This window comes from Niveispirillum irakense DSM 11586 (genome assembly GCF_000429645.1).
GTDB classification, from domain to species: Bacteria; Pseudomonadota; Alphaproteobacteria; order Azospirillales; family Azospirillaceae; genus Niveispirillum; species Niveispirillum irakense.
Genome location: NZ_AUCG01000023.1, coordinates 346,995 through 372,621 on the forward strand (window position 1 = coordinate 346,995; position 25,627 = coordinate 372,621).

General features: G+C 61.5%; 22 protein-coding genes and 1 other RNA gene. 11 read left to right on the forward strand and 12 right to left on the reverse strand.

The genetic code is table 11. The annotated features are described in order from the left end of the window. Positions 1-146: 146 nt before the first annotated feature. The 7 genes from hmgA to G473_RS0113765 all read left to right on the forward strand — a co-directional run bounded on the left by hmgA (position 147) and on the right by G473_RS0113765 (position 6,827). Positions 147-1,448, forward strand: coding sequence for a homogentisate 1,2-dioxygenase (gene hmgA / locus G473_RS0113735; RefSeq protein WP_029013569.1), 1,302 nt, complete (start codon positions 147-149; stop codon positions 1,446-1,448). Between the two features lie 8 nt (positions 1,449-1,456). Next, positions 1,457-2,779: a fumarylacetoacetase gene (gene fahA, locus G473_RS0113740; protein ID WP_210163323.1), complete on the forward strand. Its 1,323-nt coding sequence runs from the start codon at positions 1,457-1,459 to the stop codon at positions 2,777-2,779. Then, complete coding sequence (locus tag G473_RS26945; protein ID WP_210163324.1) at positions 2,776-3,276, forward strand: MarR family winged helix-turn-helix transcriptional regulator; 501 nt, start codon at positions 2,776-2,778, stop codon at positions 3,274-3,276. The genes fahA and G473_RS26945 overlap by 4 nt, the downstream gene beginning before the upstream one ends. After that, positions 3,273-3,893: a flavin reductase family protein gene (locus G473_RS0113750; protein WP_029013571.1), complete on the forward strand. Its 621-nt coding sequence runs from the start codon at positions 3,273-3,275 to the stop codon at positions 3,891-3,893. Before G473_RS26945 ends, G473_RS0113750 begins: the two co-directional genes overlap by 4 nt. Positions 3,894-4,301: 408 nt before the next feature. Then, positions 4,302-5,327 (forward strand): agmatine deiminase, encoded by a 1,026-nt coding sequence (gene aguA / locus G473_RS0113755; RefSeq protein WP_029013572.1) that lies wholly within the window; start codon positions 4,302-4,304, stop codon positions 5,325-5,327. A 60-nt stretch (positions 5,328-5,387) separates the two neighbouring features. Continuing rightward, entirely contained in the window at positions 5,388-6,329 is a 942-nt protein-coding gene (gene prmB, locus G473_RS0113760) for a 50S ribosomal protein L3 N(5)-glutamine methyltransferase (RefSeq protein ID WP_084438120.1), read from the forward strand. 291 nt (positions 6,330-6,620) lie between these two features. Next, the gene (locus G473_RS0113765) at positions 6,621-6,827 is read left to right on the forward strand and encodes a (2Fe-2S)-binding protein (RefSeq protein ID WP_029013574.1); all 207 of its coding nucleotides are present in this window, start codon (positions 6,621-6,623) and stop codon (positions 6,825-6,827) included. On the opposite strand, the gene G473_RS26950 is transcribed toward G473_RS0113765, so the two are convergent. Continuing rightward, positions 6,828-7,508 carry a phosphatase PAP2 family protein gene (locus G473_RS26950; protein WP_051330280.1) on the reverse strand — a complete coding sequence of 227 codons (681 nt, stop codon included), beginning with the start codon at positions 7,506-7,508 and terminating at the stop codon, positions 6,828-6,830. A 48-nt stretch (positions 7,509-7,556) separates the two neighbouring features. Between G473_RS26950 and G473_RS0113775 the strand changes: the two genes are divergently transcribed. Further along, complete coding sequence (locus G473_RS0113775; protein ID WP_154667406.1) at positions 7,557-8,243, forward strand: PAS domain-containing protein; 687 nt, start codon at positions 7,557-7,559, stop codon at positions 8,241-8,243. A gap of 10 nt (positions 8,244-8,253) precedes the next feature. Here the strand turns inward: G473_RS0113775 and recR are convergent, their stop codons facing one another. The 4 genes from recR to ffs form a co-directional block, all read right to left on the reverse strand. Further along, complete coding sequence (gene recR, locus G473_RS0113780) at positions 8,254-8,847, reverse strand: recombination mediator RecR (protein WP_029013576.1); 594 nt, start codon at positions 8,845-8,847, stop codon at positions 8,254-8,256. Between the two features lie 142 nt (positions 8,848-8,989). Next, positions 8,990-9,313 (reverse strand): YbaB/EbfC family nucleoid-associated protein, encoded by a 324-nt coding sequence (locus G473_RS0113785; RefSeq protein WP_029013577.1) that lies wholly within the window; start codon positions 9,311-9,313, stop codon positions 8,990-8,992. 3 nt (positions 9,314-9,316) lie between these two features. After that, a complete protein-coding gene (locus G473_RS0113790; RefSeq protein ID WP_029013578.1) occupies positions 9,317-11,218 on the reverse strand; it encodes a DNA polymerase III subunit gamma/tau in 1,902 nt (633 codons plus the stop codon). A 183-nt stretch (positions 11,219-11,401) separates the two neighbouring features. Next, positions 11,402-11,499, reverse strand: an RNA gene (ffs, locus tag G473_RS29955) — signal recognition particle sRNA small type. Between the two features lie 195 nt (positions 11,500-11,694). Between ffs and G473_RS0113795 the strand changes: the two genes are divergently transcribed. Then, on the forward strand, positions 11,695-13,911 hold the full coding sequence (locus tag G473_RS0113795; RefSeq protein ID WP_029013579.1) for a TonB-dependent receptor: 2,217 nt from the start codon (positions 11,695-11,697) through the stop codon (positions 13,909-13,911). Between the two features lie 117 nt (positions 13,912-14,028). After that, positions 14,029-14,961 (forward strand): NAD(+) diphosphatase, encoded by a 933-nt coding sequence (gene nudC / locus G473_RS0113800; RefSeq protein WP_029013580.1) that lies wholly within the window; start codon positions 14,029-14,031, stop codon positions 14,959-14,961. Positions 14,962-15,008: 47 nt separating this feature from the next. Here the strand turns inward: nudC and G473_RS0113805 are convergent, their stop codons facing one another. The 4 genes from G473_RS0113805 to G473_RS30880 all read right to left on the reverse strand — a co-directional run bounded on the left by G473_RS0113805 (position 15,009) and on the right by G473_RS30880 (position 20,329). Further along, positions 15,009-15,815, reverse strand: a complete 807-nt coding sequence (locus G473_RS0113805; RefSeq protein ID WP_029013581.1) for a 2-keto-4-pentenoate hydratase — start codon at positions 15,813-15,815, stop codon at positions 15,009-15,011. Positions 15,816-15,915: 100 nt separating this feature from the next. Then, on the reverse strand, positions 15,916-17,022 hold the full coding sequence (locus tag G473_RS26955) for a LacI family DNA-binding transcriptional regulator (RefSeq protein WP_084438124.1): 1,107 nt from the start codon (positions 17,020-17,022) through the stop codon (positions 15,916-15,918). Between the two features lie 418 nt (positions 17,023-17,440). Then, complete coding sequence (locus G473_RS26960) at positions 17,441-19,693, reverse strand: TonB-dependent receptor (RefSeq protein ID WP_210163326.1); 2,253 nt, start codon at positions 19,691-19,693, stop codon at positions 17,441-17,443. Between the two features lie 48 nt (positions 19,694-19,741). Next, positions 19,742-20,329, reverse strand: coding sequence for a TonB-dependent receptor plug domain-containing protein (locus tag G473_RS30880; protein ID WP_051330284.1), 588 nt, complete (start codon positions 20,327-20,329; stop codon positions 19,742-19,744). 288 nt (positions 20,330-20,617) lie between these two features. Here G473_RS30880 and G473_RS0113820 point away from each other — a divergent pair, with 288 nt between their 5' ends. Beyond that, complete coding sequence (locus tag G473_RS0113820) at positions 20,618-21,640, forward strand: sugar kinase (protein WP_029013582.1); 1,023 nt, start codon at positions 20,618-20,620, stop codon at positions 21,638-21,640. A gap of 53 nt (positions 21,641-21,693) precedes the next feature. On the opposite strand, the gene G473_RS0113825 is transcribed toward G473_RS0113820, so the two are convergent. From G473_RS0113825 to G473_RS0113835, 3 genes are read right to left on the reverse strand one after another with little or no spacing between them, the layout of a single operon-like run. Then, positions 21,694-22,782 carry a glycoside hydrolase family 88/105 protein gene (locus G473_RS0113825; protein WP_051330285.1) on the reverse strand — a complete coding sequence of 363 codons (1,089 nt, stop codon included), beginning with the start codon at positions 22,780-22,782 and terminating at the stop codon, positions 21,694-21,696. Further along, positions 22,779-24,329, reverse strand: coding sequence for a glycoside hydrolase family 28 protein (locus G473_RS0113830; protein ID WP_051330286.1), 1,551 nt, complete (start codon positions 24,327-24,329; stop codon positions 22,779-22,781). Before G473_RS0113830 ends, G473_RS0113825 begins: the two co-directional genes overlap by 4 nt. Then, positions 24,329-25,618 carry an ABC transporter substrate-binding protein gene (locus G473_RS0113835; protein WP_035707155.1) on the reverse strand — a complete coding sequence of 430 codons (1,290 nt, stop codon included), beginning with the start codon at positions 25,616-25,618 and terminating at the stop codon, positions 24,329-24,331. Before G473_RS0113835 ends, G473_RS0113830 begins: the two co-directional genes overlap by 1 nt. Positions 25,619-25,627: the final 9 nt, after the last annotated feature.

Consider the following 25,627-nt stretch of genomic DNA (forward strand, 5'->3'; position numbering starts at 1 on the left):
CGCTCACCGGATCGGGGGCAATCCGGCACCGCTATGACATGTTTCCCCCGCCCTATGGCGGCGAGATAGTAACATTTGACACCAGTTTGCCAGGTAGTTACATTTGTTACCAATAAGCCTAGAGGCGGTAATATGGGAGAAGCGCCATGACGGATTCTTCAACCGGCATGATGCCGGGCTTCGGCAATCATTTCGCGACAGAGGCGGTAAAAGGCGCCCTGCCGGTGGGCCGCAACTCCCCCCAGCAGGTGCCTTTCGGCCTTTATGCGGAACAGCTTTCCGGCAGTGCCTTCACGGCGCCCAGGGCAGAAAATCGCCGAAGCTGGCTCTATCGGATGCGCCCCACAGCCAGCCATATGCCCTATGCCCCCTATGGCAAGGACAGCTTGCTCCGGGCGGCCCCGTTTGATGAGGTGCCTCCTTCGCCCAACCGGCTGCGATGGGACCCGCTGCCCCTGCCCGAAACGCCCGTGGATTTCATCGATGGGCTGGTGACCTATGCCGGCAATGGCGATGTCGGCACCATGGGCGGCATCGCCATCCATCTTTATGCCGCCACACGGTCCATGCAGAACCGCGCCTTCTACAGTGCGGATGGTGAAATGCTGATCGTGCCGCAGCAGGGCCGGCTGCGGATTGTAACGGAGATGGGGGTTATCCCGCTGGAGCCTTTGCAGGTGGCATTGATCCCGCGTGGCGTGCGCTTTGCCGTGGCATTGGTGGACGGTGCCGCCCGGGGTTATGTGTGCGAGAATTATGGCAGCCCCTTCCGCCTGCCCGATCTGGGACCAATCGGCGCCAATGGCTTGGCCAACCCCCGCGATTTTGAAACCCCGATCGCCTGGTTCGAGGATCAGGATACGGGCTTTGAGATCGTGCAGAAATTCCAGGGCCGACTCTGGTCAATGGCGCTGGCGCATTCACCGTTCGATGTCGTCGCCTGGCATGGCAATCTGGCACCCTGTCGCTATGATCTGCGCCGGTTCAACACGATCAATACGGTCAGCTATGACCATCCCGATCCCTCCATCTTCACCGTGCTGACCGCCCCCAGCGAGGTGCCGGGCACGGCTAATTGCGATTTCGTGATTTTCCCGTCGCGCTGGATGGTGGCGGAGGAGACATTCCGTCCCCCCTGGTTCCATCGCAATGTAATGAGCGAGTTCATGGGCCTGATCCATGGCGCCTATGATGCCAAGGCTGGCGGCTTTGCCCCCGGTGGCGCCTCCCTGCATAATTGCATGGCGGGGCACGGGCCGGATCGCGCCTCTTACGATGCGGCCATCGCGGCGGACCTGAAACCCCACCGGATCGCGGAGACGATGGCCTTCATGTTTGAAAGCCGTTACGTGCTGCGACCTACCCGCTTTGCCACTGAAACCGAACTGGTCCAGCTTGACTATGATGAATGCTGGGCCGATTTCCGCAAGGCGGAGCTGCCGAAATGAGCATGACCATGAATGAACCGACTGTGACCGCCTTCACCATCGACGAGACCCACGATCCAGCGCGGCGAAGCTGGGTGCAGGGGGCTGATGGTCATGCCGAATTCCCGATCCAGAACCTGCCTTTCGGCCTGTTCAGCCCAACCGGTTCCGGCCCCCGCCCCGGTGTGGCGATTGGCGATTTCATCCTGGATCTGGCGCAACTGGCTGAGGCCGGTCTGCTGCCGCAATCGGCCACCGCTGCGCTTTCCCAGCCGGCGCTGAATGACCTGCTGGGCCTGCCCGCATCCGACCGTCAGGCGCTGCGCCGCCGGCTGTCGGACCTGCTGTCCGATCCGGCCCATCGCGACGAAGTATCCCCCTGCCTGCATGCCGCAACCGAATGCACCCTGCATGTCCCGGCGCGCATCGGCGATTACACCGATTTTTATGCCGGCATCCATCACGCCACCAATGTTGGCGCCCTGTTCCGGCCGGATAATCCGCTGTTGCCGAACTACAAGCATGTGCCCATCGGCTATCACGGCCGCGCTTCCTCCATCCGCGCATCGGGCGTGCCGGTGGTACGGCCCAACGGGCAGCGCAAGCCCCCACAGGCAGAGGTGCCGGATTTCGGCCCCTGCCGCCGCCTGGATTACGAGCTTGAACTGGGCATCTGGGTCGGCCCCGGCAATGATCTGGGGCAGCCCATCCCCATCCATGAGGCCGCCAACCATATTGCCGGCTATTGTCTGTTGAATGACTGGTCGGCCCGCGACCTGCAAGCATGGGAATATCAGCCGCTGGGGCCCTTCCTGGCCAAGAATTTCCATACCACCATTTCCCCCTGGGTGGTGACGGCAGAAGCGATGGCCCCGTTCCGGCTGGCCCAAACCCCACGCCCGCAGGACGACCCGCAGCCGCTGCCCTATCTGTGGGACAAGGCGGATCAGGCCAAAGGCGCGCTGGCACTGGGCCTGACAGTCTCCATCCGGTCGGCAGCCATGCGAGAGGCCGGGATGGCCCCCTTCACGCTCAGCCAGGGGCCGGCAAGCAACCTTTATTGGACGGTGGCGCAGCTTCTGACCCACCATGCCAGCAATGGCTGCGATCTTCATCCGGGTGACCTGTTGGGGACAGGCACCATTTCAGCGCCTGAGCGCACGGGATATGGCAGCCTGCTGGAGATTACCGAAGGCGGTAAACTGGCCATTACCCTGCCAACAGGGGAGGAACGCCGCTTTCTGGAGGATGGGGACGAGCTGTTCCTCAGCGCGCGGGCAGAAGCGCCGGGGCGTGTCCCCATCGGCTTCGGGCCTTGCCATGCCGTAATCCTGCCGGCGCCCGCCTTATGACGACACCGCCGCCATCACCGCCGCCCCTGCTCCGGCTGGAGGATTTCGTCCCCTACCGGCTGTCCGTCACCGCCAATCTGGTCAGCGATGTGATCGCATCGGCCTATGAAGCGCGTTTCGGGCTGAAGGTGGCGGAATGGCGGCTGGTCGCCGTGCTGGCGGAGGACGGCCCACAGACCCAGCAATCCATCGGCCAGCGGACCCGGATGGACAAGGTAACGGTCAGCCGCGCCGCCATCGCCCTCTGTGACCGTGCCCTGCTGGAGCGGCGTGACAATCCCCAGGACAAACGGTCCCATCTTTTGGTGCTGACAGAAGCAGGCATCCGTCTTTATGAAGAAGTGGCCCCCGTTGCCCTGTCCCTGGAAAAAGAGTTGCTGTCCGGGATCGGGCCTGCGGAGATGGATGCCTTAATGGCGATGCTGAAACGGCTTGAACAGGCAGCCCTGACAGTAGGAACCGGCCTGATGGCCGACGCGGATGGAGACGGGAATTGAGCGATGATCACATCTATGAACCGTCCGCCGGCCATGGGCTGCCCCATGATCCGTTGAATGCCATTATCGCCCCGCGTCCGATCGGCTGGATTTCCAGCCAGAGCAAGGCCGGTATCCGCAATCTGGCCCCTTACAGCTTTTTCAACGCCTTCAACTACCGCCCCCCCATCATCGGCTTTGCCAGTACGGGCTGGAAGGACAGCGTCGCCAATATCCAGGAGACTGGGGAGTTCGTCTGGAATCTGGCGACCCGTTCCCTGGCAGAGGCGATGAATGAAAGTGCGGCTGTCGTCGCGTCAGAGGTGGACGAATTCGCCCTTGCCGGCTTAACGCCAGCCCCATCGCAGCGCGTGGCCCCGCCGCGCGTGGCCGAAAGCCCGGTCAGCTTTGAATGCCGTCTCACCCAACTGATCCGGCTGCAGAATGCCAATGGCAGTGAACTGGATACATGGCTGGTTCTGGGGGAAGTGGTGTTTGTCCGGATCGACCGGCGGCTGCTGACGGATGGTGTTTATGACACGGTAAAAGCCGATCCGATTCTGCGCGGGGGCGGCCCTACCGACTATTTCACCATCAGTGATGCACAACGATTCCACATGCGGCGACCGGGTGCTTGAGCCCTGAAAACGCAAAACAGAGTAAACGTTAAAGTAATAAGACAAGCCATGCACGCCGCGCAGGCTTGCCCCGGCAGTGCCCCCGGCTGGCGGAAAATCACCTGAGCAATTATATTACACCCATCTGCAACAACGATGGGGATCCATCATGCGTTTCTTTTTCCTGCTTCCCATGCTGCGGCTCGGTGCTTTTTCTCCGTTCGCCGCTCCAGTTGTGAAGTCCCCGGCCAATCGCCGTGATTGAGGCGACAGGGCCTGCTTCTTTTAGCAGTCTCCATTTTTCAGTCTGACCCAGATCCTATAAGCCGATTGCGGTTTTAGCATCGGCATGGTTGTCAGGAACACGCCCCGGCGATTACCTTCGCCGGGGCGTTTTTTGTGCGCCGTCACATGACAGGATCTGGGCCGATGACCACACCCTTTGCCGATGGTTTCCGCATGCCCGCGGAATGGGCGCCGCACGCGCGCTGCTGGATGGCGTGGCCGGTCCGCGCCGAGACCTTTCCCAACGGGCTGGATGCCGCCCGCGCCGCCTATGCCGAGGTTGCGAAGGCTATTGCCCAGTTCGAGCCGGTGACCATGCTCTGCCCCGATGGCGGGCTGGCGGAGGTCAGCCTGGCCTGCGGCAAGGGCGTCAATGTCGTCCCCATGCCCACGAGCGACAGTTGGGTGCGCGACAATGGCCCCAGCTTCGTCGTGAACGATGCCGGTGACGTGGCGGGCGTGCATTGGGGGTTCAACGCCTGGGGCCGCAATTACGATGATTTCCAGCTTGATACCGAAGTCGGGCGCCTGATCCTGGAACAGCAAGGGCTGAAGCGCTATGGCGCGCCCCTGGTGATGGAGGGCGGCTCCTTCCATGTCGATGGTGAAGGCACGCTGCTGACGACGGAGGAATGCCTGCTGAACCCCAACCGCAACCCCCATCTGACACGGACGGAGATTGAAGGCCATCTGCGAGATTACCTGGGCGTTCGGGAAATCATCTGGCTGGGCCAGGGCTATGAGCAGGATGAAACCGACGGCCATATTGACGAGATCGCCTGCTTCGTAAAGCCGGGCGTGGTGCTGACCATGGTGACGGATGATAAATCCGACCCGAACTATCCCGTCTTTCAGGACAATCTCGCCCGTCTGGCGGCCGCCCGTGACGCGGCGGGCCACGCGCTGGAGGTGGTGACCCTGCGCACGCCCGCCCGTCAGGAGCAGGATGGCGTGCGCCTCACCCTTTCCTACACCAATTTCTACATGGCCAATGGCGGCATCGTAATGCCGTTCTTTGAAGACCCGATGGATGAGGAAGCCTTGCGCACCTTCCGCAAGCTGTTCCCCGAGCGTAAAGTGGTGCCCGTGCCGGCCCTGGATATTGTGCGCGGTGGCGGCGGCATCCATTGCATCACCCAGCAGCAGCCGGCCGGCCCGCAGCAGGGCTGAACCAGTCCCTTTCCCTTTGATCCGTGCCTAACAGAACCCAGAACCGGGAGTAGTTATCAGATGAGCGACATGGCCCTGCCCCCCGCCGACCGCGTGGCGGTGGAACTGTTAACCGTGCGCGATTTCGTCCGCTATGCCGTCAGTCGCTTCAACCGGGCCGGTCTGGTCCATGGTCACGGGGCCGTCACCGCCTATGACGAGGCCGTGTTCCTGGTCCTGGAAACGCTGAAGCTGCCGGTGGACCAGTTGGAGCCCTATCTCGACGCCCGCCTGATGCCCGGCGAGCGGCATGCCCTGGCCGAGATCATCAATCTGCGCGTCACCAGCCGCAAGCCGGCCGCCTATCTGACCAAGCGCACCTATATCCAGGGCGTGCCCTTCTATATTGATGAAAGGGTGATCGTGCCGCGCTCCTTCATCGGAGAGCTGCTGTTTGGCGAGCTGTTCGGCGGTGAACAGGACTTCACCCTGGTGGATGATGTAACGGACGTGGAATCCGTGCTGGATCTCTGCACCGGGTCCGGCTGTCTGGCCATTCTGGCCGCCAGTATCTTCCCGCTGGCCACAGTCGATGCCGTTGACCTGTCGCCCGATGCGCTGGAAGTGGCGAAGATCAATGTCGCCGACCACGGTCTGGAAGATCGGGTGAAGCTGTATCATGGCGACCTGTTCAAGCCGCTGAAGGGCAAGAAATACGACCTGATCATCTCCAACCCGCCCTATGTCGATGCCGAGGCGATGGAGAACCTGCCGCCGGAATATCAGGCGGAACCGACCATGGCCCTGGTCGGCGGCGGTGCCGACGGGATGGATATTGTTCACCGTATCCTGAAGGAAGCCCCGAAATACCTGACCAACGATGGCGGACTGCTGGTTGAAGTCGGCACCGGCCGCGCCGCCCTGGAAGAAGCCTATCCGGACGCGGACTTCCTGTGGCTGGAAACCGAACTGAGCTTTGGCGAGGTTTTCTGGATCACCCGCCAGCAATTGCTGACGCTTTGATATCAACGGTCAAAATTCTTGACCGTTGGTACGGCGGCGACCGCCGCCGCGCCGCACGTCCGGCGCAAGCCAAGCTGCCGGATGGCAGCGCCCGGCGCATGAGGGGCAGGAAAGATTGACCAAAGGTCAAGATTTCATGCCGCTGGTACGATACCAAGTTGGGCAGGCCGGGCATCCCCCGGCCTGCCCCTATAGCGGATCGGAATAAAACTCTTTACGGATGAGAGTGAGTTGCAGTATCTATGGGGCCACGCCGGGAAGATCGGCGGTTGGGTCTCAAACGGGGTCGTCATGTACGTCTGCGTCTGCAACGCGATCAACTGCAAATCCGTCCGCCACAGCGTGGAAAACGGTGCGGCCAGCGTCGCCAGCGTATTCAAGGCGTGCGGGAAGATGCCCCAGTGCGGTCGCTGCTTCACCACTATCAAGGATATGGTGGGCGAGGTGCATCGCACGGCCTGCAATGACAGCCTCGCCCCCGCCATCGCGGCAGAATAATCAGGCGCCAGAAGCGGCCTGCCCACCCGTGATCCGGGCGGCAACCGCCCAGCAGAATAAGACCCATAAGGCGCCCAGGCACCAGCCGGCCAAAATATCTGTGGGCCAATGCACGCCTAAAACCACCCGCGTGCAGCCAATGATCAGCGGCACCATCATCGCGACCGTCATGATATAGCGGCGCACATTCAAACCCGGCAGATTGCGGGCGCAGATCAATCCCAATGTCAGATAAGTGATGGTGGACATCATGGCATGGCTGCTGGGGAAACTGGGGGTCAACACCTCCACAGCATGCGGCACGACATCCGGGCGCCCCCGGTCAATCATCGCCTTTAAAAAACTGTTCAACGCGATGCCGCCCAACACGGAGGCGAACAGGAAGCCCGCCAGCGCCAATCGGTGCATGACCACCAGCAGACCGGCCGCTAGCAGGCAGAAAAACAGCATGACGGGGATACCGCCCAGGGCTGTCAGATCCTGTACCGAGCGCAACAGCAAGTGAGGCATCCAGTAATTTGCCGGATCGGCAGCATCACGCCACATCCGCAGCCATGCCCCCTCTGCCGATCCGCCAAGTGCCCAAAGGGCAAGTAATCCGACACCGGAAGCCCCAGCCATGACCAGCAAGGGCATGACCGCAGACCGGTCCAGGGCAATCGCGGTTGACTGATCAGACAAACCCTTCTCCTTTTTCTTTATGGCTTAAAGGAACCGGCTGCGCAGCGGGTGCGCTATCCTGCACCAATGGATATTCGATCCGGCGGGGACAGTGTCCAGCCAGCTTGTTATAACAATTCGGTTGCATCGTCGGGTACCCCTGACAACGATTATTGGAACGGGAGACCTGAGCGCTTGGCGGGATTGGATGGCAAAGTGGCGATTGCCACGATCATGGGACATCCCCCTTTGGCCGCCTTGCTGCGGCGCTGGTGCCTTGCCCAGGCGACGAGGGGAGAAACGCCCTGCCGGGCGGATTTGGAACCGTATGACCTTCCCCGCATCCTGTTGCCGTACATGTTCATATACGCGCAGGAAGGTGATCGCTTCCGTTGCCGTCTCTACGGATCGAAATTACGGGATTTTTTCGGCGAGGACAGTACCGGCCGCTATCTGGACGAAATGGTGAAACCGGACGCCCGGGAAAAGCGCAACAGCCTGTTCCGAAAGCCGCTGGAGAGTGGCCGCCCCCTCTTCTATCGCGGCTTTCTGGTCGCGCCTGGGGTGGAATGGCGGCATTTCAACAGGCTGCTTCTGCCCGTCGCGACCCAGCCGGGGGCGAGCCCAACCCAGATAATGGGGGCACTGAGGATCATCCCACCACCCCCAGGGTTAAGGCTGGATGGAAACGACCCGGATGGAATGCTTCAACATTGCCTGCTGCAGGAAGATGATTGCCGCCTGCTGCTTGATTGATGCCACCGGATCAGACGTTGCGACGGGCGCGTAAGGCCGCCGTCAGCGTACCATCATCCAGATAATCCAGTTCGCCGCCCACAGGCACCCCATGGGCCAGCCGTGTCAGGATCACGTCACAGTGAGCCAACCGGTCGGAGATGTAATGGGCCGTGGTCTGGCCACCAACCGTCGCATTCAGCGCCAGGATCACTTCCCGAACCTCTGGCCGCGCTGCCCGCTCCAGAAGACCGGGGATTGCCAGATCATCCGGCCCCACCCCTTCCAGCGCTGACAGGGTGCCGCCCAGCACATGATAGCGACCTTTGAACGCGCCGGTCCGTTCCAGCGCCCAAAGATCGCCCACCTCTTCCACCACGCACAGCAGGGACGGGTCACGGCGGTCATCGGTGCAGATATGGCAGGGGTCAGCGCTATCCAGGTTGCCACAGACCGAACAGGTGCGGATACCGGCCGCCGCTTCCGCCAGGGCAGCCCCCAGCGGCGCCATCAGACTATCCCGCCTCTTAATCAGATGCAGGGCCACGCGGCGCGCCGAACGCGGCCCCAAACCGGGCAGCTTGGCCAGCAACTGGATCAGGCGGTCAATTTCAGGTCCAATCATGGGCGGAGACTAGCCGATGTTCGGCAATTGTTCCAGCGGGAAGAAAGCCCCGTCGCACGGTCTTTGACAATGAGCTCGGCAATGAAAAGGCCGCCCCGGCGAACCGGGACGGCCAGATCAATATTCTATACGGGCGCCAGGGTCAGAACGGGAACTTCATCCCCGGCGGCAGCTTCATCCCGCCCATCATGGCATTGGTCTGTTCGGCCATGTAAGCCTCGACCTTGGCCTTGGCGTCGTTGAAGGCGGCAGTGATCAGGTCTTCCAGGACCTCGACATCCTCCGGATCGACAACGGATTTATCGATCTTGATGCCGCGCAGGTCGCCTTTGCCGTTCAGCGTCACCTGAACCATGCCGGCACCGGACACACCGGTCGCCTCATGCTCCGTCAGCTTGGACTGCATTTCCTGCATCTTGGCCTGCATCTGCTGGGCCTGCTTCATCATCTGGCCGATATTCTTCATGGCTCAGAAGTCTCCTTCATAATCGCCCTCGTCCATGGGCGGTGGGGCATCGAAATAAGGGTTGTCGGGCATCTCGTCACCCCCAAAAGCGTCCATCGCCTCGGGAATGTCGGGCAAGGCCTGGGGCGGTGGGGCCATGGGAACAGCGGAAAGGTCGCGCACATTGTCAATACGTGCACCGGGGAAGGCTTCCAGAATGGCCCGTACCAGGGGGTGAGCGGCGGCTTCGGCGAGCAGCCGTTGTTCCTCTGCCCGGTCCTGTTCCGCCAGTGTCGATTCCCCTTGCGCGCCGGATACAGACACCACCCAGCGGCGGCCCGTCCATTCCGTCAGCAACTGGCCGACGCGGCCGGGCAGATTCTGGGGTGCGGAAGACAAGAGACGCAGTTCAATCTGCCCCGGCTCAAACCGGACGAGATGAACCGCAGACCGCAACATGCTGGCCAGCACCCCTTCCCGCTTGGTCAGAAACAGATCGGCCACGTCACGGAAGCTGCGGGGATCCTCCAGAACAGCGGCCACCGGCTGGGCAACCGCCATCGGGGCGGGTGCCGCCGCCACCGCGGCAGAGGTGGCCCGACCGCCATTCATCACCGCCATAGGCGCGCCATTGCTCGGGCCGGCCTGAACCATCCCGCCGCCCATTGCCATGGCTGAACCGCCACTGCCACCACCCGGCCCGGTGCCGTGCAGGGCGCGGGCTGCTGCCTCCACGCCACCAGCTTCATTGATTTTCTTGATCAAATCACCCGGCGTGGGCAGGTCGGCCGCATAGGACAGCCGGATCAGGACCATCTCCAGCGCCTGCATCGGCACCGGCGCATGGCTCACCTCTCCCAGCCCCTTCAACAAAATCTGCCATGCCCGCGCCAGGGCGGGCATGCCCAGCTTGCCGGCCAGGGCCACCCCGCGCGTGCGCTCCTCCTCCGGGATCGACGGATCGTCGGCAGTACCGGACACCACGCGCGCGCGGGTCAGGAAATGAGTGAAATCCAGCAAATCCTGGATGATGACGATGGGATCGGCGCCCCGCTTGTGCAGATCGTCCAATATCTCCAGCGCATCGGCCGGCTTGCCGCACAATGTCGCCTCGAACAGATCGACGATGCGGGTCCGGTCAGCCAGGCCCAGCATGTCGCGGACCTGCGCCACCGTCACATTCCCGCCGCCCAGTGCGATGGCCTGGTCCAGCAGCGACAGCCCGTCACGCACCGACCCATCAGCCGCCCGCGCGATCTGTGCGATGGCCTCCGCCTCCACCGGCACCTGTTCTTTCTCGGCGATACGGGTGAAATGGCCGATCAGCGTGCCATGATCCACCCGCCGCAGGTCGAAGCGCTGGCAGCGCGACAGGACCGTAACCGGAACCTTGCGGATTTCTGTGGTGGCGAAGACGAATTTCACATGCGGCGGCGGCTCTTCCAACGTCTTCAACAGGGCGTTGAAGGCGCTTTTGGACAGCATGTGCACTTCGTCGATGATGTAGAGCTTGTAGCGTGCAGCCGAGGGGGCATAGCGCACCCCCTCAATGATCTCGCGTACATTATCGACGCCGGTATTGCTGGCGGCGTCCATCTCGATCACATCGACATTGCGGTCGGCGGCGATGGAAACGCACATCTCACAAACGCCGCAAGGGCTGATCGTCGGCCCGCCCTGCCCGTCCGGCCCGATGCAGTTCAGCGCACGGGCGATGATTCGGGCCGTCGTCGTCTTGCCCACACCGCGCACACCGGTGAGCATATAGGCTTGATGGATGCGACCGGACTGGATGGCATTGCGCAGCGTGCGGACCAGCGCATCCTGGCCCACCAGCTCGTCAAAGTTCTGCGGCCGGTATTTGCGCGCCAGCACACGATAGGCGGCACCGGCGGCGGGGCTGGTCGATGTTGTCTCGTCGGTCACAGGCCTGATCTTCGGGCAACGGGCTTAGAGCGTCTGGCCACAATGTAGTGCCCCCCACCATCCGACGCCATGGGCAATTACAGGCAGGATGGAAAGACGAATGTCATAGCGGATTGGCAATGCCCATCGCAAAAGCACGACCGCAAGAACGCCGCGTAACATTTTGACTATATTTGGATTGAGGTGGGAGGCTGGACGAACGACCCGAGCCGAAACTCGTTACGGCTGCTTCCTTCCGGACCTGACCGGGTTGGCGAGGGACCCGCCCGTTGCCAACCTCCCGCCCCCTATATCGGCGTCTGCCGGCCCCAAGGCAAGGGGAAAATTGGACCGTTGCCGGTAAATCACACCCCACGACTTTGCTGCAATGGCGAGTGAAACTATTGTTTCATGTTGCAGTGCAAAGGACTATGCCTCCGCGCCGATCCCGGCCGGTATCGCCGGGCCTGAACCCCCGCAGGGACCGAGCACTCGATATGACCAACCGTTCCATCCGCACCGCCACGCTGCTGTCCAGCGCGGCCGCCGCCGTTCTGACGCTGGCCGCCCCCGCCCTGGCCGAGCCCGCCACGCTGGACGAAATCATCGTCACGGCGCAGAAGCGCTCTCAGAATTTGCAGGAAGTGCCGGTGTCGGTGGCCGCGATCAGCGCCGACCAGCTCGCCAATTTCGGCGCTGGCGGCGGCGATATCCGCTTCCTGTCTGCCCGCGTGCCGTCGCTGAACGCCGAATCCTCCTTCGGTCGCACCTTCCCGCGCTTCTATATCCGCGGTCTGGGCAATACCGATTTCGACCTGAACGCCTCGCAGCCGGTCAGCCTGGTCTATGACGAGGTGGTGCTGGAAAACCCGATCATGAAGGGTTTCCCGGTGTTTGACGTGGAGCAGATCGAGGTGCTGCGCGGGCCCCAGGGCACGCTGTTTGGCCGTAACACCCCGGCCGGCATCATCTCCGTCACCTCGCGCAAGCCGACCTTTGAAACCGAAGGCTACGGCCAAGTCTCCTATGGTCGCTGGAACGCGATTGAGGCGGAAGGCGCCATCGGTGGTGCGCTGATCGACAACAAGCTGGCCGCGCGCATCAGCTTCCTGCATCAGCGCCGCGACGGCTATGTCGATAACGACTTCACCGGCGAAAAGAACGCCATGGAAGGGTATGAGGATACGGCGGCTCGCCTGCAGCTCCTCTACACCCCGACCGAGCGCTTCACCGCCAACCTGAACGGTCACTTCCGCTCCCTGGATGGTACGGCCCGCGTCTTCCGCGCCAACATCATCGAGAAGGGCAGCAATGATCTGGTGGACGGCTTCTCGCCCTACCACGCTTTCACCGATGGTCAGAACGACCAGGAAGTGAATTCCCGTGGCGCCAACCTGAACGCCCAGTACGAATTCGACAATTTCACCCTGACCTCCATCACCGCCTATGAATATGTCGACGCCTTCTCGCGCGGCGATGTGGATGGCGGCGTGGCAGGCCGTGGCCCCGGCACCGTGCCCTTCTCCGTCGAATCGGCCAGCAAGATCAACGGTATCGACCAGTTCACGCAGGAACTGCGTCTGGCTTCCAGCGACGAGGGCCCGCTGAAGTGGCAGACCGGTCTTTATTATTTTGATGAGAAGGCTGATTTCGCCAATCTGTCCTACGGCGCTGCCTCTACCGACTCGCTGAAGCGCACCACGGTTGCCAATTCCGTTCAGGACAATGACACCTGGGCCGTGTTTGGCCAGCTCAGCTACGAGCTGACCGAACAGCTCACCCTGACCGGTGGCCTGCGCTACACCGAGGACAACAAGACCCTGGTCCGTCGCGAAGTGACCTACACCAGCGGTACGCCGGTGAACGGCTCCGTCTCCCGTGCCAAGACCAGCGACGAGCGGGTGAGCTGGGATCTGGCCGCCGACTATGCCTTCACCGAAGAAGTGCGTGGTTTTGTGCGTGTTGCCAGCGGCTTCCGCGCCCCCACGATCCAGCCGCGCAGCGTGAACATCACCACCGCCGATTCGGAAAAGGTGATGTCCTATGAAGCCGGCGTGAAGTCCGACCTGTTCGGCAAGCGCGCTCGTATCAACCTGACCGGCTTCTATTATGAAGTGAAGGATCAGCAGTTCACCGCCGTTGGCGGCGTCAGCAACAACAACACCCTGCTGAATGCCGACAAGGGCATCGGTAAGGGCTTTGAGGCCGATCTGGAATTCCTGCCGGTCGAGAACCTGCTGCTGACCGTCGGCACCAGCTATAACCGCACCGAGATCAAGGACGCCAACCTGTTCGTGCCGGCCTGCTCCGGCGGGTGCAGCGTGACGGATCCGATCCGCGTTGTGGGCACGTCGCGTCAGGCCAGCATCAACGGCAACCCGTTCCCGCAGGCCCCGCGCTGGATCTTCAACACCACCGCCCGTTACGGCATCCCCGTGGGCGAGAATGACGAGGTCTATGCCTTCACCGACTGGTCGTTCAAGAGCACGGCCAACTTCTTCCTGTACGAGTCGGCGGAATTCCGCTCCGACGCCCGTTGGCAGGGTGGCCTGCGCGTCGGCTATTCCTATGATGGTGGCCGCTTCGACGTGTCGGCCTTCGTGCGCAATATCACCAACGAGCAGGGCCTGGAAGGCGCCATCGATTTCAACAACCTGACCGGTTTTGTGATCGAACCTCGCACCTATGGCGTCACGGCCCGCATGACCTTCTGATCCTGTCCGACAGCGTCATGTGATTTTCGGGAAGGGGCGTCCAGTGGGCGCCCCTTTTCCTTTGTCCAAGGTCGGCGTATGTCAGCAGCCAATACCCACTGATAAGGCCGCCACATCATGGCGAAGCTGAATTTCTATGCCGGCAGCGGACTGGACCGCGCCGCCCATTATCGCAAAAATCCGGACTGGCTGGCTGAACGGCTTTCCCCAGCGGGGGGAACGACGCGATTGGTGCCTTATTGGCGGGGCAAGCATCTGGTCGCCGGCCCGGACGAAGCACCTGTCCCCGTCTTCCTGTCACCGGGCGCTGACTGGTGGCGGGATCTGGCCCTTTTGCCCCCCGTCTTCCTGGGCGTGGAAGGTGAGATCAGCTATTTCGCCGTGGATTTCTCCAGCATAGAGACGGTGGAGACCCATCCTGCAATTACCGCCCTGGGGCGGTTCCAGGAGATGCGCGCTGTCGCCCGCTTGATGGAAAGGTCCATCGGCGGGCTTTACGCCTATATCCGCGCCCTGATGCTGTGGCATGAGAAACACCGGTTTTGTGGTTCCTGTGGATCACCCACCGACATTGCCGAAGCCGGGCACAGCCGCCGCTGCACCAACCCCACTTGCGGGATCAGCCATTTTCCCCGGCATGATCCCGCCGTCATCATGCTGGTGCATGATGGGGACAGGTGCGTATTGGGCCGGCAATCCCGCTTCCCAACGGGCATGTATTCCACCCTGGCCGGCTTTGTCGAACCGGGCGAAAGCCTGGAAGAGACGGTGGCGCGGGAATGTTATGAAGAGGCGGGCATCAGGGTGACCGATATCCGCTACCATTCCAGCCAGCCCTGGCCCTTCCCCTCCTCGCTGATGCTGGGTTTCCATGCCCGTGCGGCAACGCAGGATCTTCGCCCGGATATGGATGAATTGGAGGATGTGCGCTGGTTCAGCCGGGATTACCTGAGCTCTGTCGGCCCAGGGAGCGATGATTTTCGGCTGCCGCCGGCGGACAGCATTTCGCGCCAATTGATCAATTGTTGGCTGAATGGTGACTGCGACTGATCCCCCCTGCCCCATTCCTGGCCTGGAACGGGGCAGGGAACCGTCATTTATGCCGCCGGCTGGGCAACCACCATTTCAACATCAATATCCCCACCACCGGCAAAGCGGACGGTGGAGCGCGATCCGGCATGGATACGGTGGATGCCGGTCACGGCCCCCGTGGTCACCAGCGTGCCGGCCGGCAATGCGATGCCCCGCTGGCGACAATGATTCACCAAAAAGGCCAGTGCCGCCACGGGGGTGCTGGGAATGGACGCAAAATTACCCGTGCCGACAGAGATACCGTCAATCAGGGTTTCGACCGCCAATGCAGTAGGATCGGCATCCTGCCAACCGGTCAATTCCGGCCCGACAATCAACCCGGCATTATTGCCATAATCGCTGACGACCACCGTGGGCCCAAGATCATTGATGGTGGCAAGCGGACTGCCCGCCAATTCAATCCCGGCATGGATGGCACCAATCAGGGACCGCGCTTCCGCCTCATCCCCCGGCCCTTCCGCCGGCATGTCGGCGCCCAAGCGAACGATAAACTCACCCTCAACAGCAGCGAAACCGTCAGGAATTTCGGGCAGTTGAATGGCTTCGCCCTGATAGGACCAGACATTGCCTTCGAAAATGGGACCAGCCAGACGCATGGCACCCAGTTTCTCCCGCCAAGCCGGTGGCACCATACCGATCTTCCAGCCCACCACCGGCGTGGGCCACAGGCTACGGGCAATATCCTGGATGTCGTACGAATCGGCCAATCGCGCCGGAATGACACCCGGATAATCCGGCAGGCTCTGTGCCGCGCGGCGGGCATCAACAAAGGTCTTGGCAATTTGGTGCGCGCTGTTCGCTGCATCCGACATGGGCTTGATCTCCCTGCATCTCTCTTAATTGAGTGCCAGACCTTAAGGTGACACCGGTTTCCACACAAGAAGGGAGATGACTATTCCACCTTCCGCACAGTCAGGATTTCGGCTTTGCCGTACTGTCGCGCAGCGCCAGGTGCGGCTGAATCACCACTTCCCGCATCCGGGCATCCGGCTGGCTGATCCGCTGGATCAATCTTTCACCGGCCATGCGCCCCATATCCCTGATCGGCGAACGCACTGTGGTGAGGGAAGGCGAAAGTCGGGATGCCAGCGGGGAATCATCATACCCGACAACGGACAGTTCCTCCGGGATGGCGATCCGCATCCGATAGGCGGCTTTGTAAGCGCCAGCAGCCATCTCGTCATTACAGGCGAAAATGGCGGTCGGCCGGGGCACCTGCCTCAACAGCTTTTCCGCACACACATCACCGGATTCAAACGTATAGGCCCCTTCCGCCATCATTTCGGGCGACAGGGAAAGCCCATGGCGGGCCAAGCCATTGGCGAAGCCGCGATGGCGCTCATGCGCGGAGCGGTACTGCGACGGGCCCGCAATGAACCCGATGCGCCGATGGCCCAACTCCGCGAGATGGTCGGCAACCTCAGCCGCGCCCTTATGATCCTCATAGACAATCAGATTGGCCGCAATGTCCAGGGGGACACAGGCCAGACGGATGAAGCGGCATCCCACTTCGGTCAACATCGCCGCCAGGGCGTCATTCTCTGAAACGGGGGGCAGAAGGACAACACCATCAAGCTTCTGCCGCTCTACAAACTGTCGGACTTCCTTCAACAGATGCGGACTGTCCCGGTCACAGGGATGGACAACCAGCTCAAAGCCCGATTTGCGGCACGCTTCCAGCACACCGCTTTGAATATTCACAATATATTGAGCATTGGGATTATCGTAAATCAGCCCGAGCAGGAAAGAGCGCTGGGATGCCAGGCCCCGCGCCTGGGGGTCCGGTTCGTATCCGATATCCGCAATGACCTTGGCAATTTTCTGCCGCGTCTCGTCATTCACCAGGGGGGATTGGTTGATGACACGGGACACGGTCTTTTTGGACACTTCTGCCAGACGCGCGACATCGTTGATGGTGGGGCGCCGCTTCAGATCCCAGACATACTGCTTGCCATCGGCTGTCTCCACCGTGGCAATGCCACCGGTCACGATTGTCTTGTCCTGGGCTGCTCCCGACATCAAGCGTATTCCTTCATCCGATGCGACGTCATGCCGGCCCGCCGCAAGCCTGCTTTTGCTCTGCGGAAACTGCACTGTGGGCGGGCTTGGCGCAATATTGAAATAAGGGGGAGAGGTATCGGACCAACGGCACAGGGCCAGAATCGATGCAAAACAGTACCAGCCCGATAGGGTCGCCGGTTGGAATTTTATGGAAACCGGTATCAGACCCCTTTAAAACAAGCAGGCGCAAGGCTGTATGGAAAGTGTCCGCCCTTAACAGGGCATGGCATTCCCAGAGGAAATACCAATCTCCCCTTCAGAGCCTCTCCTTCTCAGGGCATATCGCCCCCGCTTCATCAAAATCCAGAAGAAGTGCCTTAAGAGAGCATATCCGGAAGGGGAATAGAGGGGGCCCTGAAGCCCCCTCCCCGCCGGATCAATACTTGTAGCGCGCGCCCAGGAAAAACTGGCGGCCGGTATGCTCATAGGTTTCCAGATTCTTACGGTCGCTGGTACCAACCCAGCGCTCATCGAACTGGTCGGTCAGGTTGATCGCCTCGAACGATACGGTGATCTGATCCGTCAGTTCATAGCTGGCGGAGAAGTCCAGGTTGAAGGTCGAGGCCTTGCCGCGGATATCATTCGCGTTACCGGGCGCGATCTGCGTCAGGTAGGCATCCCGGAAGGAGCCGGATACGCGGGCCGAGAACTTGTCATCCTCGTAATAAAGCGTGGCATTGAAGGATTTCGGCGACAGGCCGACCAGCGGCTCGGTCACCAGACGGCTGGCGACAATATAGTCGATATCCGACGTCACATAGGTGAAGTTGACGATACCGCCGAAACTGTCGAACGGAGCCGGCAGGAAAGTGAACGGTTTCTGCAGGCTGACTTCAAAGCCCTTCAACGGACCGCCCTGGGTATTTTCCGCCCGGGTGACCGTGAAGACGGTGTCGGGCGTATTGCCATTGGCCAGCAGCACATCCGGCAGACCGGTGCTGGCGAAAGAAACCGTTTCGGATATCTGCTGGATGTAGGTCTTGATGTCCTTATAGAACAGGCCGACCGTGAACAGCGTCTCCTTCTCCGGATACCATTCAAAGCTGAGATCAACCGTATTCGCCTTGATCGGCTGCAGATACGGGTTGCCGACGGACAATGTACGGGCCGTATTGTTGATCGAACCACCCGGCGTCAGAACCGGCAGGTCAGGACGCGACATCACCTTGGCGGCACCAAAGCGGACAAGCACATCGTCCACCGGTTCCAGGGTCAGGTTCATGGCCGGCAGCGTGTTGTTATATTCCCGCTCAATCGTTACCTGCCGGGTCCCGACATAACCAACGGAGGTCAGCTCGGTCTTGACCTGACGGACACCGACATTGCCACGGAACGGCAGGCCGAACAGCTCGGTGGAGAAATCGGCCTGGACATAGCCGCTATAGCTCTTTTCGCCGGCGCTGCGATTTTGCCCAAGCTGGTTGGACGCATCCAGGCGGAAATCGCCATACTGATTGACGCAGTTGCAGTAAATATCGAGCGCGCTGGCCAGCTTGTCGATCGACGGCACCACCCAGGAGGTCGGTGTCCCCGCAGGCATGCCCAGATTGCGACCGAACCCGGTCAGAAGCTCGGAAATGTCCGCCACGGTCACACCTGGCGGCAAGGCAACAGCCGCTTCCGTCAGGGTCGCCGTGCCATTGCCAAACGGGTCGATAGTGGCATAGCGGCGCTGTTCCTGCGTGTTGAAATCATAATCCTTGTAGATACCGCCGGCCTTCATCGTCAGCCAATCATTGGTATCCCACTCAAAATCACCACGATAGGTCTGGAACTCATTCTTCGTCTTGTTCGGTCGCATACGGATCAGCGACTGATCCCCCACAATGGCGCCATTGCGCGCCAGACGGGTGGAGGGGCTGAACACATAATTGGCCGGATTGGTGACATCGAACCCGTAATTAAAGGAAGGCAGGTTCTTATTGTCGCGGAAATCGTAGGAATAACCATTCACATTGTACCGTTCCAACGACAGGGTCGTCTGGACCGGATTGTCCTGGGTGGATGAGGACCAGCCAGCAACCCCCTTGAAGCGGAACGTGTCACTGAATTCCTGGCTCAGGCCCACGGAATATTGCAGGAACTCGGTTTCCAGCTCATCCAGGCGTTGTTCGGTGCGGATATCCACGCCGTTGAACGTACCGGCGATCAGGTTCTGCTTATCGTCAAAAACCGGGTTGATCACCGTCGTGCCGCCCATGCCGCCAGCACCGGTGTTACGGCTGAAGGAAATCGCCTCCAGATATTCTTCCTTACGCGTCCCTTTCAGGTTGGCATAAAGCAGATCCAGGTCGATGCGGGTCGTCTCAAACGGCTGGAACTGGACGGCCGAAGTGACGCCCAGCCGCTCCTGCTCATAATCCAGACGGCCATAGCGCGGAATACGGGGATGCCAGTAATTCTGCACTGGCAGAGCGCGGTTACCGGGGGAATTGCTGACACCGCCACCGCCGAACAGGAAGTTGCTGGTGGCGCTGCCCAGACCGGTCGTCTGGTTGATGGTGCCAACCGTATCGATACCCCGTTCCCAACGACCGGTGCTGGACCCTTCCTCCAGCCGGTTGGTCTTGGCATAAGCGACCGAGACGAGAGCGCCGACCTTGCCATCTGCGAACGTATCGCCAATCAGGAAAGTGCCGCGTGGATCCTTGGATTTTGAGAGATCGTTATAGCCAACCTAGCCCGAGGCCGCGAGGACGAACTTATTGTAATCGAAGGGACGGGCGGTCTGGAGATCGACCGTGGCGCCGAGCGAGCCTTCTTCTGTCTGGGCCGACTGCGACTTGCGCACCGTCAGGCTATTGAACAGTTCGGAAGCAAAAATCTGGAAGTCAAAACCGCGACCGCGGTTGGCGCCGCCCGACCCATCCTTGCCGCCCGTCGTCGCCAACGCCTCCAGCCCGTTCAAACGGACACGGGTAAACTGGGAAGACAAACCACGCACCGTGATCGACCGGCCCTCACCACCATCGCGGTCAATGGAGACGCCAGGGATACGTTGCAGCGATTCAGCCAGATTCATATCCGGGAAATCGGCGATATCCTCGGCGTTGATAACATCGACAATGTCGTTTTCATTCCGCTTCTGGCTGATGGCGCTGGCCAGGGAGCCGCGGAAGCCGGTGACGACAATTTCTTCCAGCGATTCTGCCGGCGCTTCCTGCGCCTGGGCCTGAACAGGCCCCAACGCGAGGCACATCAAGCCAATAGCGGAGACACTGGACGCAATGGTAGCGTTGCGGGACTTGCCCACGGCGAACGTCATGATATTTCCTTCCCCTTCAGAACGCCCTGGCCCGTTTGTGTGACGCCGCCATTTCCCGTGACGACCGGCACCCTGACGTTTTTGATTTTTACTTCATTGCACGCCTCCGGTTTATGACACCGGTGACAGGGGCGATCATGCTCCAGCCTGACACCGGTGACAATAGTCTTTTGCATCCCTGCATCCAACTTTGTATCAAACTGTTGCCAAGGTACCATCCAATGCGGACAAGGATGGGTTTGCTGGCGCCTGTTCGACCCTGGGGGCGCTGGCCAGGGAGGTTTGATAATGAGCACGACGCGGATCGTCTGTTTTGGTGAAATGCTGGTGCGCCTGACAGCACCAGGCCGGGAGATGCTGCTTCAATCCCCCCGGCTGGATGTGACCATTGGCGGGGCTGAAGCCAATGTGGCCGTGTCGCTGGCACGCTTTGGCTGGGATGCGGCCATGGTCACCACCCTGCCGGATCAGGCGTTGGGCCAGGCCTGTCGCGCTCAATTGCGCTACCAGGGCATCGATGCGCGCCATGTTGTGATGCGTCCCGGTCGCATGGGCCTTTATTTCCTGACCCCCGGCGCAATGCAGCGCCCGGCGGAAATCATCTATGACCGGGCAGGTTCGGCCTTCGCGACCACCCCGGCCGATGCCTATGATTGGCCAGCCCTGCTGGAAGGGGCGGACTGGCTGCATGTCGGCGGCATCACGCCCGCCGTCAGCCAACATGCCGAGGATGCCGTTCTTGCCGCGGCGGAGGCCGCCGCCAAGGCCGGCGTCAAAGTCTCCTTCGACTGTAATTACCGCGCCAAACTGTGGCAGGAACGGGGGGGCGATGCACCCGCCGTCTTCTCCCGCCTTGCCGCCTGTGCCGATCTGTTGTTCGGCAATGAACGGGACATTGCGCTGATTCTGGGTGCGGATTTCCATGCCGTCCCAGCAGAGGAACGGTTCCTGGCGGCAGCCGAACTGGCTTTCAAGACCTGGCCGAAACTTCAGCGCATGGCCAGCACTGTCCGCACCCATCACGATGTGGACAACCAGGAACTGACTGGGCGTCTGGTGACCCGGGACCATCGGGTCCATCTGTCCCGCACCTTCAAGATGAACGGGATCGTGGACCGGATCGGTGGCGGCGACGCTTTCGCCGCCGGCCTGATCCACGCGATTGAGCGGGGCATGACGGCTGATGGCGCCATCACCTTCGCAACCGCCGCCTCTGTGCTGAAACATTCCATCCCCGGCGACGCCAATATGGTTTCTGTCGCCGATGTGGTCAGCCTGGTGAATGACGAAGCCCTGGATGTGAAGCGCTGAACAAGAAAAGGGGGAGCGGGCGTGCCGCTCCCCTGCCCTGTCTTCTATATAGATTAGCGCCGCATCGCCTCCGCCACCGCCATCATCAGGGCGCCAACACCCTTAGGGTCGTTGGGGGTGATCTTTTCCGACAGGTAATATTCATAAGACCCGTCGCGATAGGGCGTGTTGCCAAGCCCGGCGATACCACAGATGCTGCCCAGTTCCGTGGGCGTGAGAAAGCGGTCGATCACGGCCCGCAGCGCCTGCTCACCCGCAGCGCCCTGTTCCGGGGTCAACACACCCAGCCGCGCGCCCAGCATCAGCCCGTAGGCGATCATCAGGCTGGCAGAGGCTTCCTCATAGTTGCCGGCGTCGCCACCGCGATCCAGCACCTGCCACCACAGGCCGCCAGGGCTGCGCACCTTCATCAAGGCATCGGCCACTTCCTGGAACTGGGTGATCAGCGCATCACGGCCCTCGCCGGCAAAGGGGGCCGATTGTTCAACACAATCCGCCAGTGCCATGATGAACCAGCCCATGGCCCGGCCCCAGAAATTGGGCGAGCAGCCGGTTTCAGGGTTTGCCCAGCGCTCCTGCCGGCTTTCATCCCAACCATGGTAATAAAGGCCGGTGCGGGCATCGCGCAGCTTTTCCCGCACGGTGGTGAACTGGCGCACGACATCGGCGAAAGCGTCCCGGTCGCCGCGCGCCACCGCATCGGCCACCACCAGCGGCTGGGCCATGTAAAGCCCGTCCAGCCAGACCTGCCAGGGATAGATCTGCTTGTGCCAGTAATTGCCGGACTTGGTACGGGGATGGGTGGCGAGTTGGGAAATTTGTACCGCAGCGGCCCGGCGGAAGCGTTCCTCGCCTGTGCGGTCATAAAGCGGGAAGAAGATTTTCCCGGACTTCACATTGTCGATATTATACTCGACAATCTCAAACCCGCTGATCGTCCCATCCTCCGCCACGCGGGGAGAGACATGGCGATAGACGAAATCGAAAAATTCGGATCGGCCGGTGCTGTCTGCCAGATCCAGGCAGCCTTTCCAGATACAGCCATCCTCGTAATTCCAGGCCGGCTTGTAATTATGCCAGTTCGCCAGGTAATGGCGAATGAAGGGCAGAAGCTGCGGGCCGAAACGATCGAAATCACTCATGGGATCAGGTCCACCTGGTCGAAGCTGAGCGCGTCCCCCGTCTGGCCGGCGATATCCACGCCCTCCAGATCCAGGCCGCGCACATGGGAAAAATGGAATCCGGCCCGCACGAGCGGTTCTATCCCCTCCGCCATGTCGGGATAGCCCGGCATGGCGTCGGCGGCATAGCGGACACGGTAATTGGCAAGGGTCAGGCCATCCACCGGCCGTTCGGGCAAACCCAGCACATGGCCGGCGCAATGGCGGGTTTCCACCGCCTCGATATCACGCAGCGTAATGTTGGCGATGGTGGGCGTACCTTCATCCACCGGCAGCGGCTGGCGGGATGCGACATAGGGGGTGCGCCCGTCAGGATCGCACCAATAAAAGCTGTTAATGACAAAGGGGCTGCCCACCCCTTCCATGCGGATGTTGCGCATATGGATACCATCGACGACGGCCAGACGGCCTCGCCCGCGCCGCGTCTTGATGCGCAGGCCCCGGTCGGTGCCGCGGAACAGGCAATCGCGGATTTCCACCGCCTTCACGCCCGACGCCATTTCCGACCCGATGACCACGCCGCCATGGCCCTGCTCCATCAGGCAGTTGGAAATGGTCAGCCGTTCCGTCGCCACCGGGCGGCGCTGGGCGATCCAGATTTTCCCTGACTTGATGGCGATGCAATCATCCCCGGTATCAAACCGCACCCCGGCAATCCGCACATCCTGGCAGCTTTCCGGGTTGATACCGTCCGTATTCGGGCTGTCGGCCGGGGCCGCCACCTTCATGTCGGCAAAGGTCAACCGGCGGCTGAACAAAGGATGCACCGTCCAGGAAGGGCTGTTGCAGACCGTCACACCGGTGACCTGGATATCGGCGCTGTCCACCAGGAACAAGGCCCGTGGCCGCCATCCCTGGAATGGGGCCTTCGGCCGCGACCACCATGTGTCGAAACGGGCGTTGCCGTCGATAATGCCGGACCCGAAAATATGAACATCCTGCACGCCGATGCCGGTGATCAGCCCGGCATGGCAATCAGCCGGCGTGCCCTCCCAACTGCCGAGATAGCTCTCCCGACCCGCAGCATCGGTCAGGATGCCTGGCAATACCGGCCAACGGGCAATATCCGGATGTCCCAGCAGCCGCGCCCCATCCTGCAGCCAAAGACAGACACCCGATTTCAGGAAAAGCGGCCCGGTCAACCAGTCGCCCGGCGGCACCAGCAGTGTCCCCCCGGCAGGGCAAGCCTGAATGGCCGCCTGAAGGAACACGGTGTCATCGTGCCGCCCATCGCCCACCGCCCCGCAGGCACGCACATCCAGCAGCGCTGCCTCCTCCCTGGTGCGGATGCTTAGGGACAGGCGATGGCCATTGCTCTCCACTGCCACCTTATAGTCACGCCCCGGTTCCAGCCCGGACAGGGTGAAGACATTGGTACGTGTGGTCAGGATGGGCACATCGTCCAGCATGACCTGATGGTCCCATGGCGCTTGCCAGGGATGGCCACAGGCCATTTCCAGCGTCGCACTGCGCGGCCCAACCGCGATCAGGGCCAGTTCGGGCATCATCAGCGGATAACCCGGTGCAGGATGGCGTTGATTTCCCGGTTGAAGGCTTTGCCGGCCTGTTCCGGCGTCAGGCGCCCATAACCCTGCTTTTCCAGGATGTCATTAAAGCCATCCCGCACGCGGGCATGTTCAAAATAGCCGGAAAGATGAATGGCACGCGGCAAGCTCTCAACCTGACGCTTCCCGGCAAGCGCCAGCGGGTCCAGCCCACCATTGGCCGCCAGCACCTGTTCCGCCGCGCGGCTGGCCGGCACCCCGCGCCGCGCACCCAGGATGGCGACACCTTCCGGGTCATTCAGCATGAAATTGACCAGCAGGGCCGCCGCCTCCGCCTCCGGCGTGTCGCGGTTGATGGCAAACATCATGGATGGCTTGTACAGCAGGCCCGCCACGCTGGCCCCCGGCAGCATAGGATATGGGGCCAGGGTCAAGCGCTGCCCCGGTTCAAGCGTGTCGGCGAACTTGCCGACCGAGCTGGTCCATTGATAGGTGCCGGCATAGCGGCCACTGATCCAGGGCCGCAATTCCTGTGGCTGGACATTGCCGTAGGACGCCCGCTCCCGCGCGCTGGGGATGACATGCTGGGCCACCAGTTGCTGATAAAATTCAGCCATCGCGGTCAGATCGGACAGGTCCGGGCCCAATTCGCGCGTCACTTCGTCGATGAAAGGCGCGGGCCGGCGCTGAATCTGCCAGCTATAAAGCATGGCAGTCAGATCCTGGAAATTCACATCCAGCGGGAAATAATCCGGCCCCAAGCGGTCACGGAAGATAGGCCCGGCCGCCAGCAGCGCATCCCAACTGTCCGGCACGGACAGCCCGGCCTTGGAAAAAGTGGTCTCATTGAAATAAAACAGCCGCGCCGTCATGGACGGGGGCAGCCCGTTGAGATGCCCCTCCACCGTCGACATGGCGATGGCATCTTCGGGAAACTGGGTCAGATCAATCAGACCCGGCAACCGGTTCAGATCGTAGAAGCCATCCCCATGGCGGGAGAACAGGCGCAGCCAGTTCCAGTTGATCTGCATGACATCCGGGGCCGTACCCCCGGCGATCTGCGTCGTCAAACGCTCCAGATGCCCGGCCCAGCCGGTATATTCCGCCTTGATCCGAATATGGGGGTGGCGACGCTGGAAAGCCTCCAGCGCCTGAAGCTGGGCACGGTGGACATCATTGCCCCCCCACCAGGACATGCGCAGATTGACCGGGCTGGCGGCCCGGATGGCGGGGGCGGCAATGGCGGTGGCAGCCAGCGACAGCCCGCCCAGCAGCAGTGATCGGCGTTGCATGGATCTGCC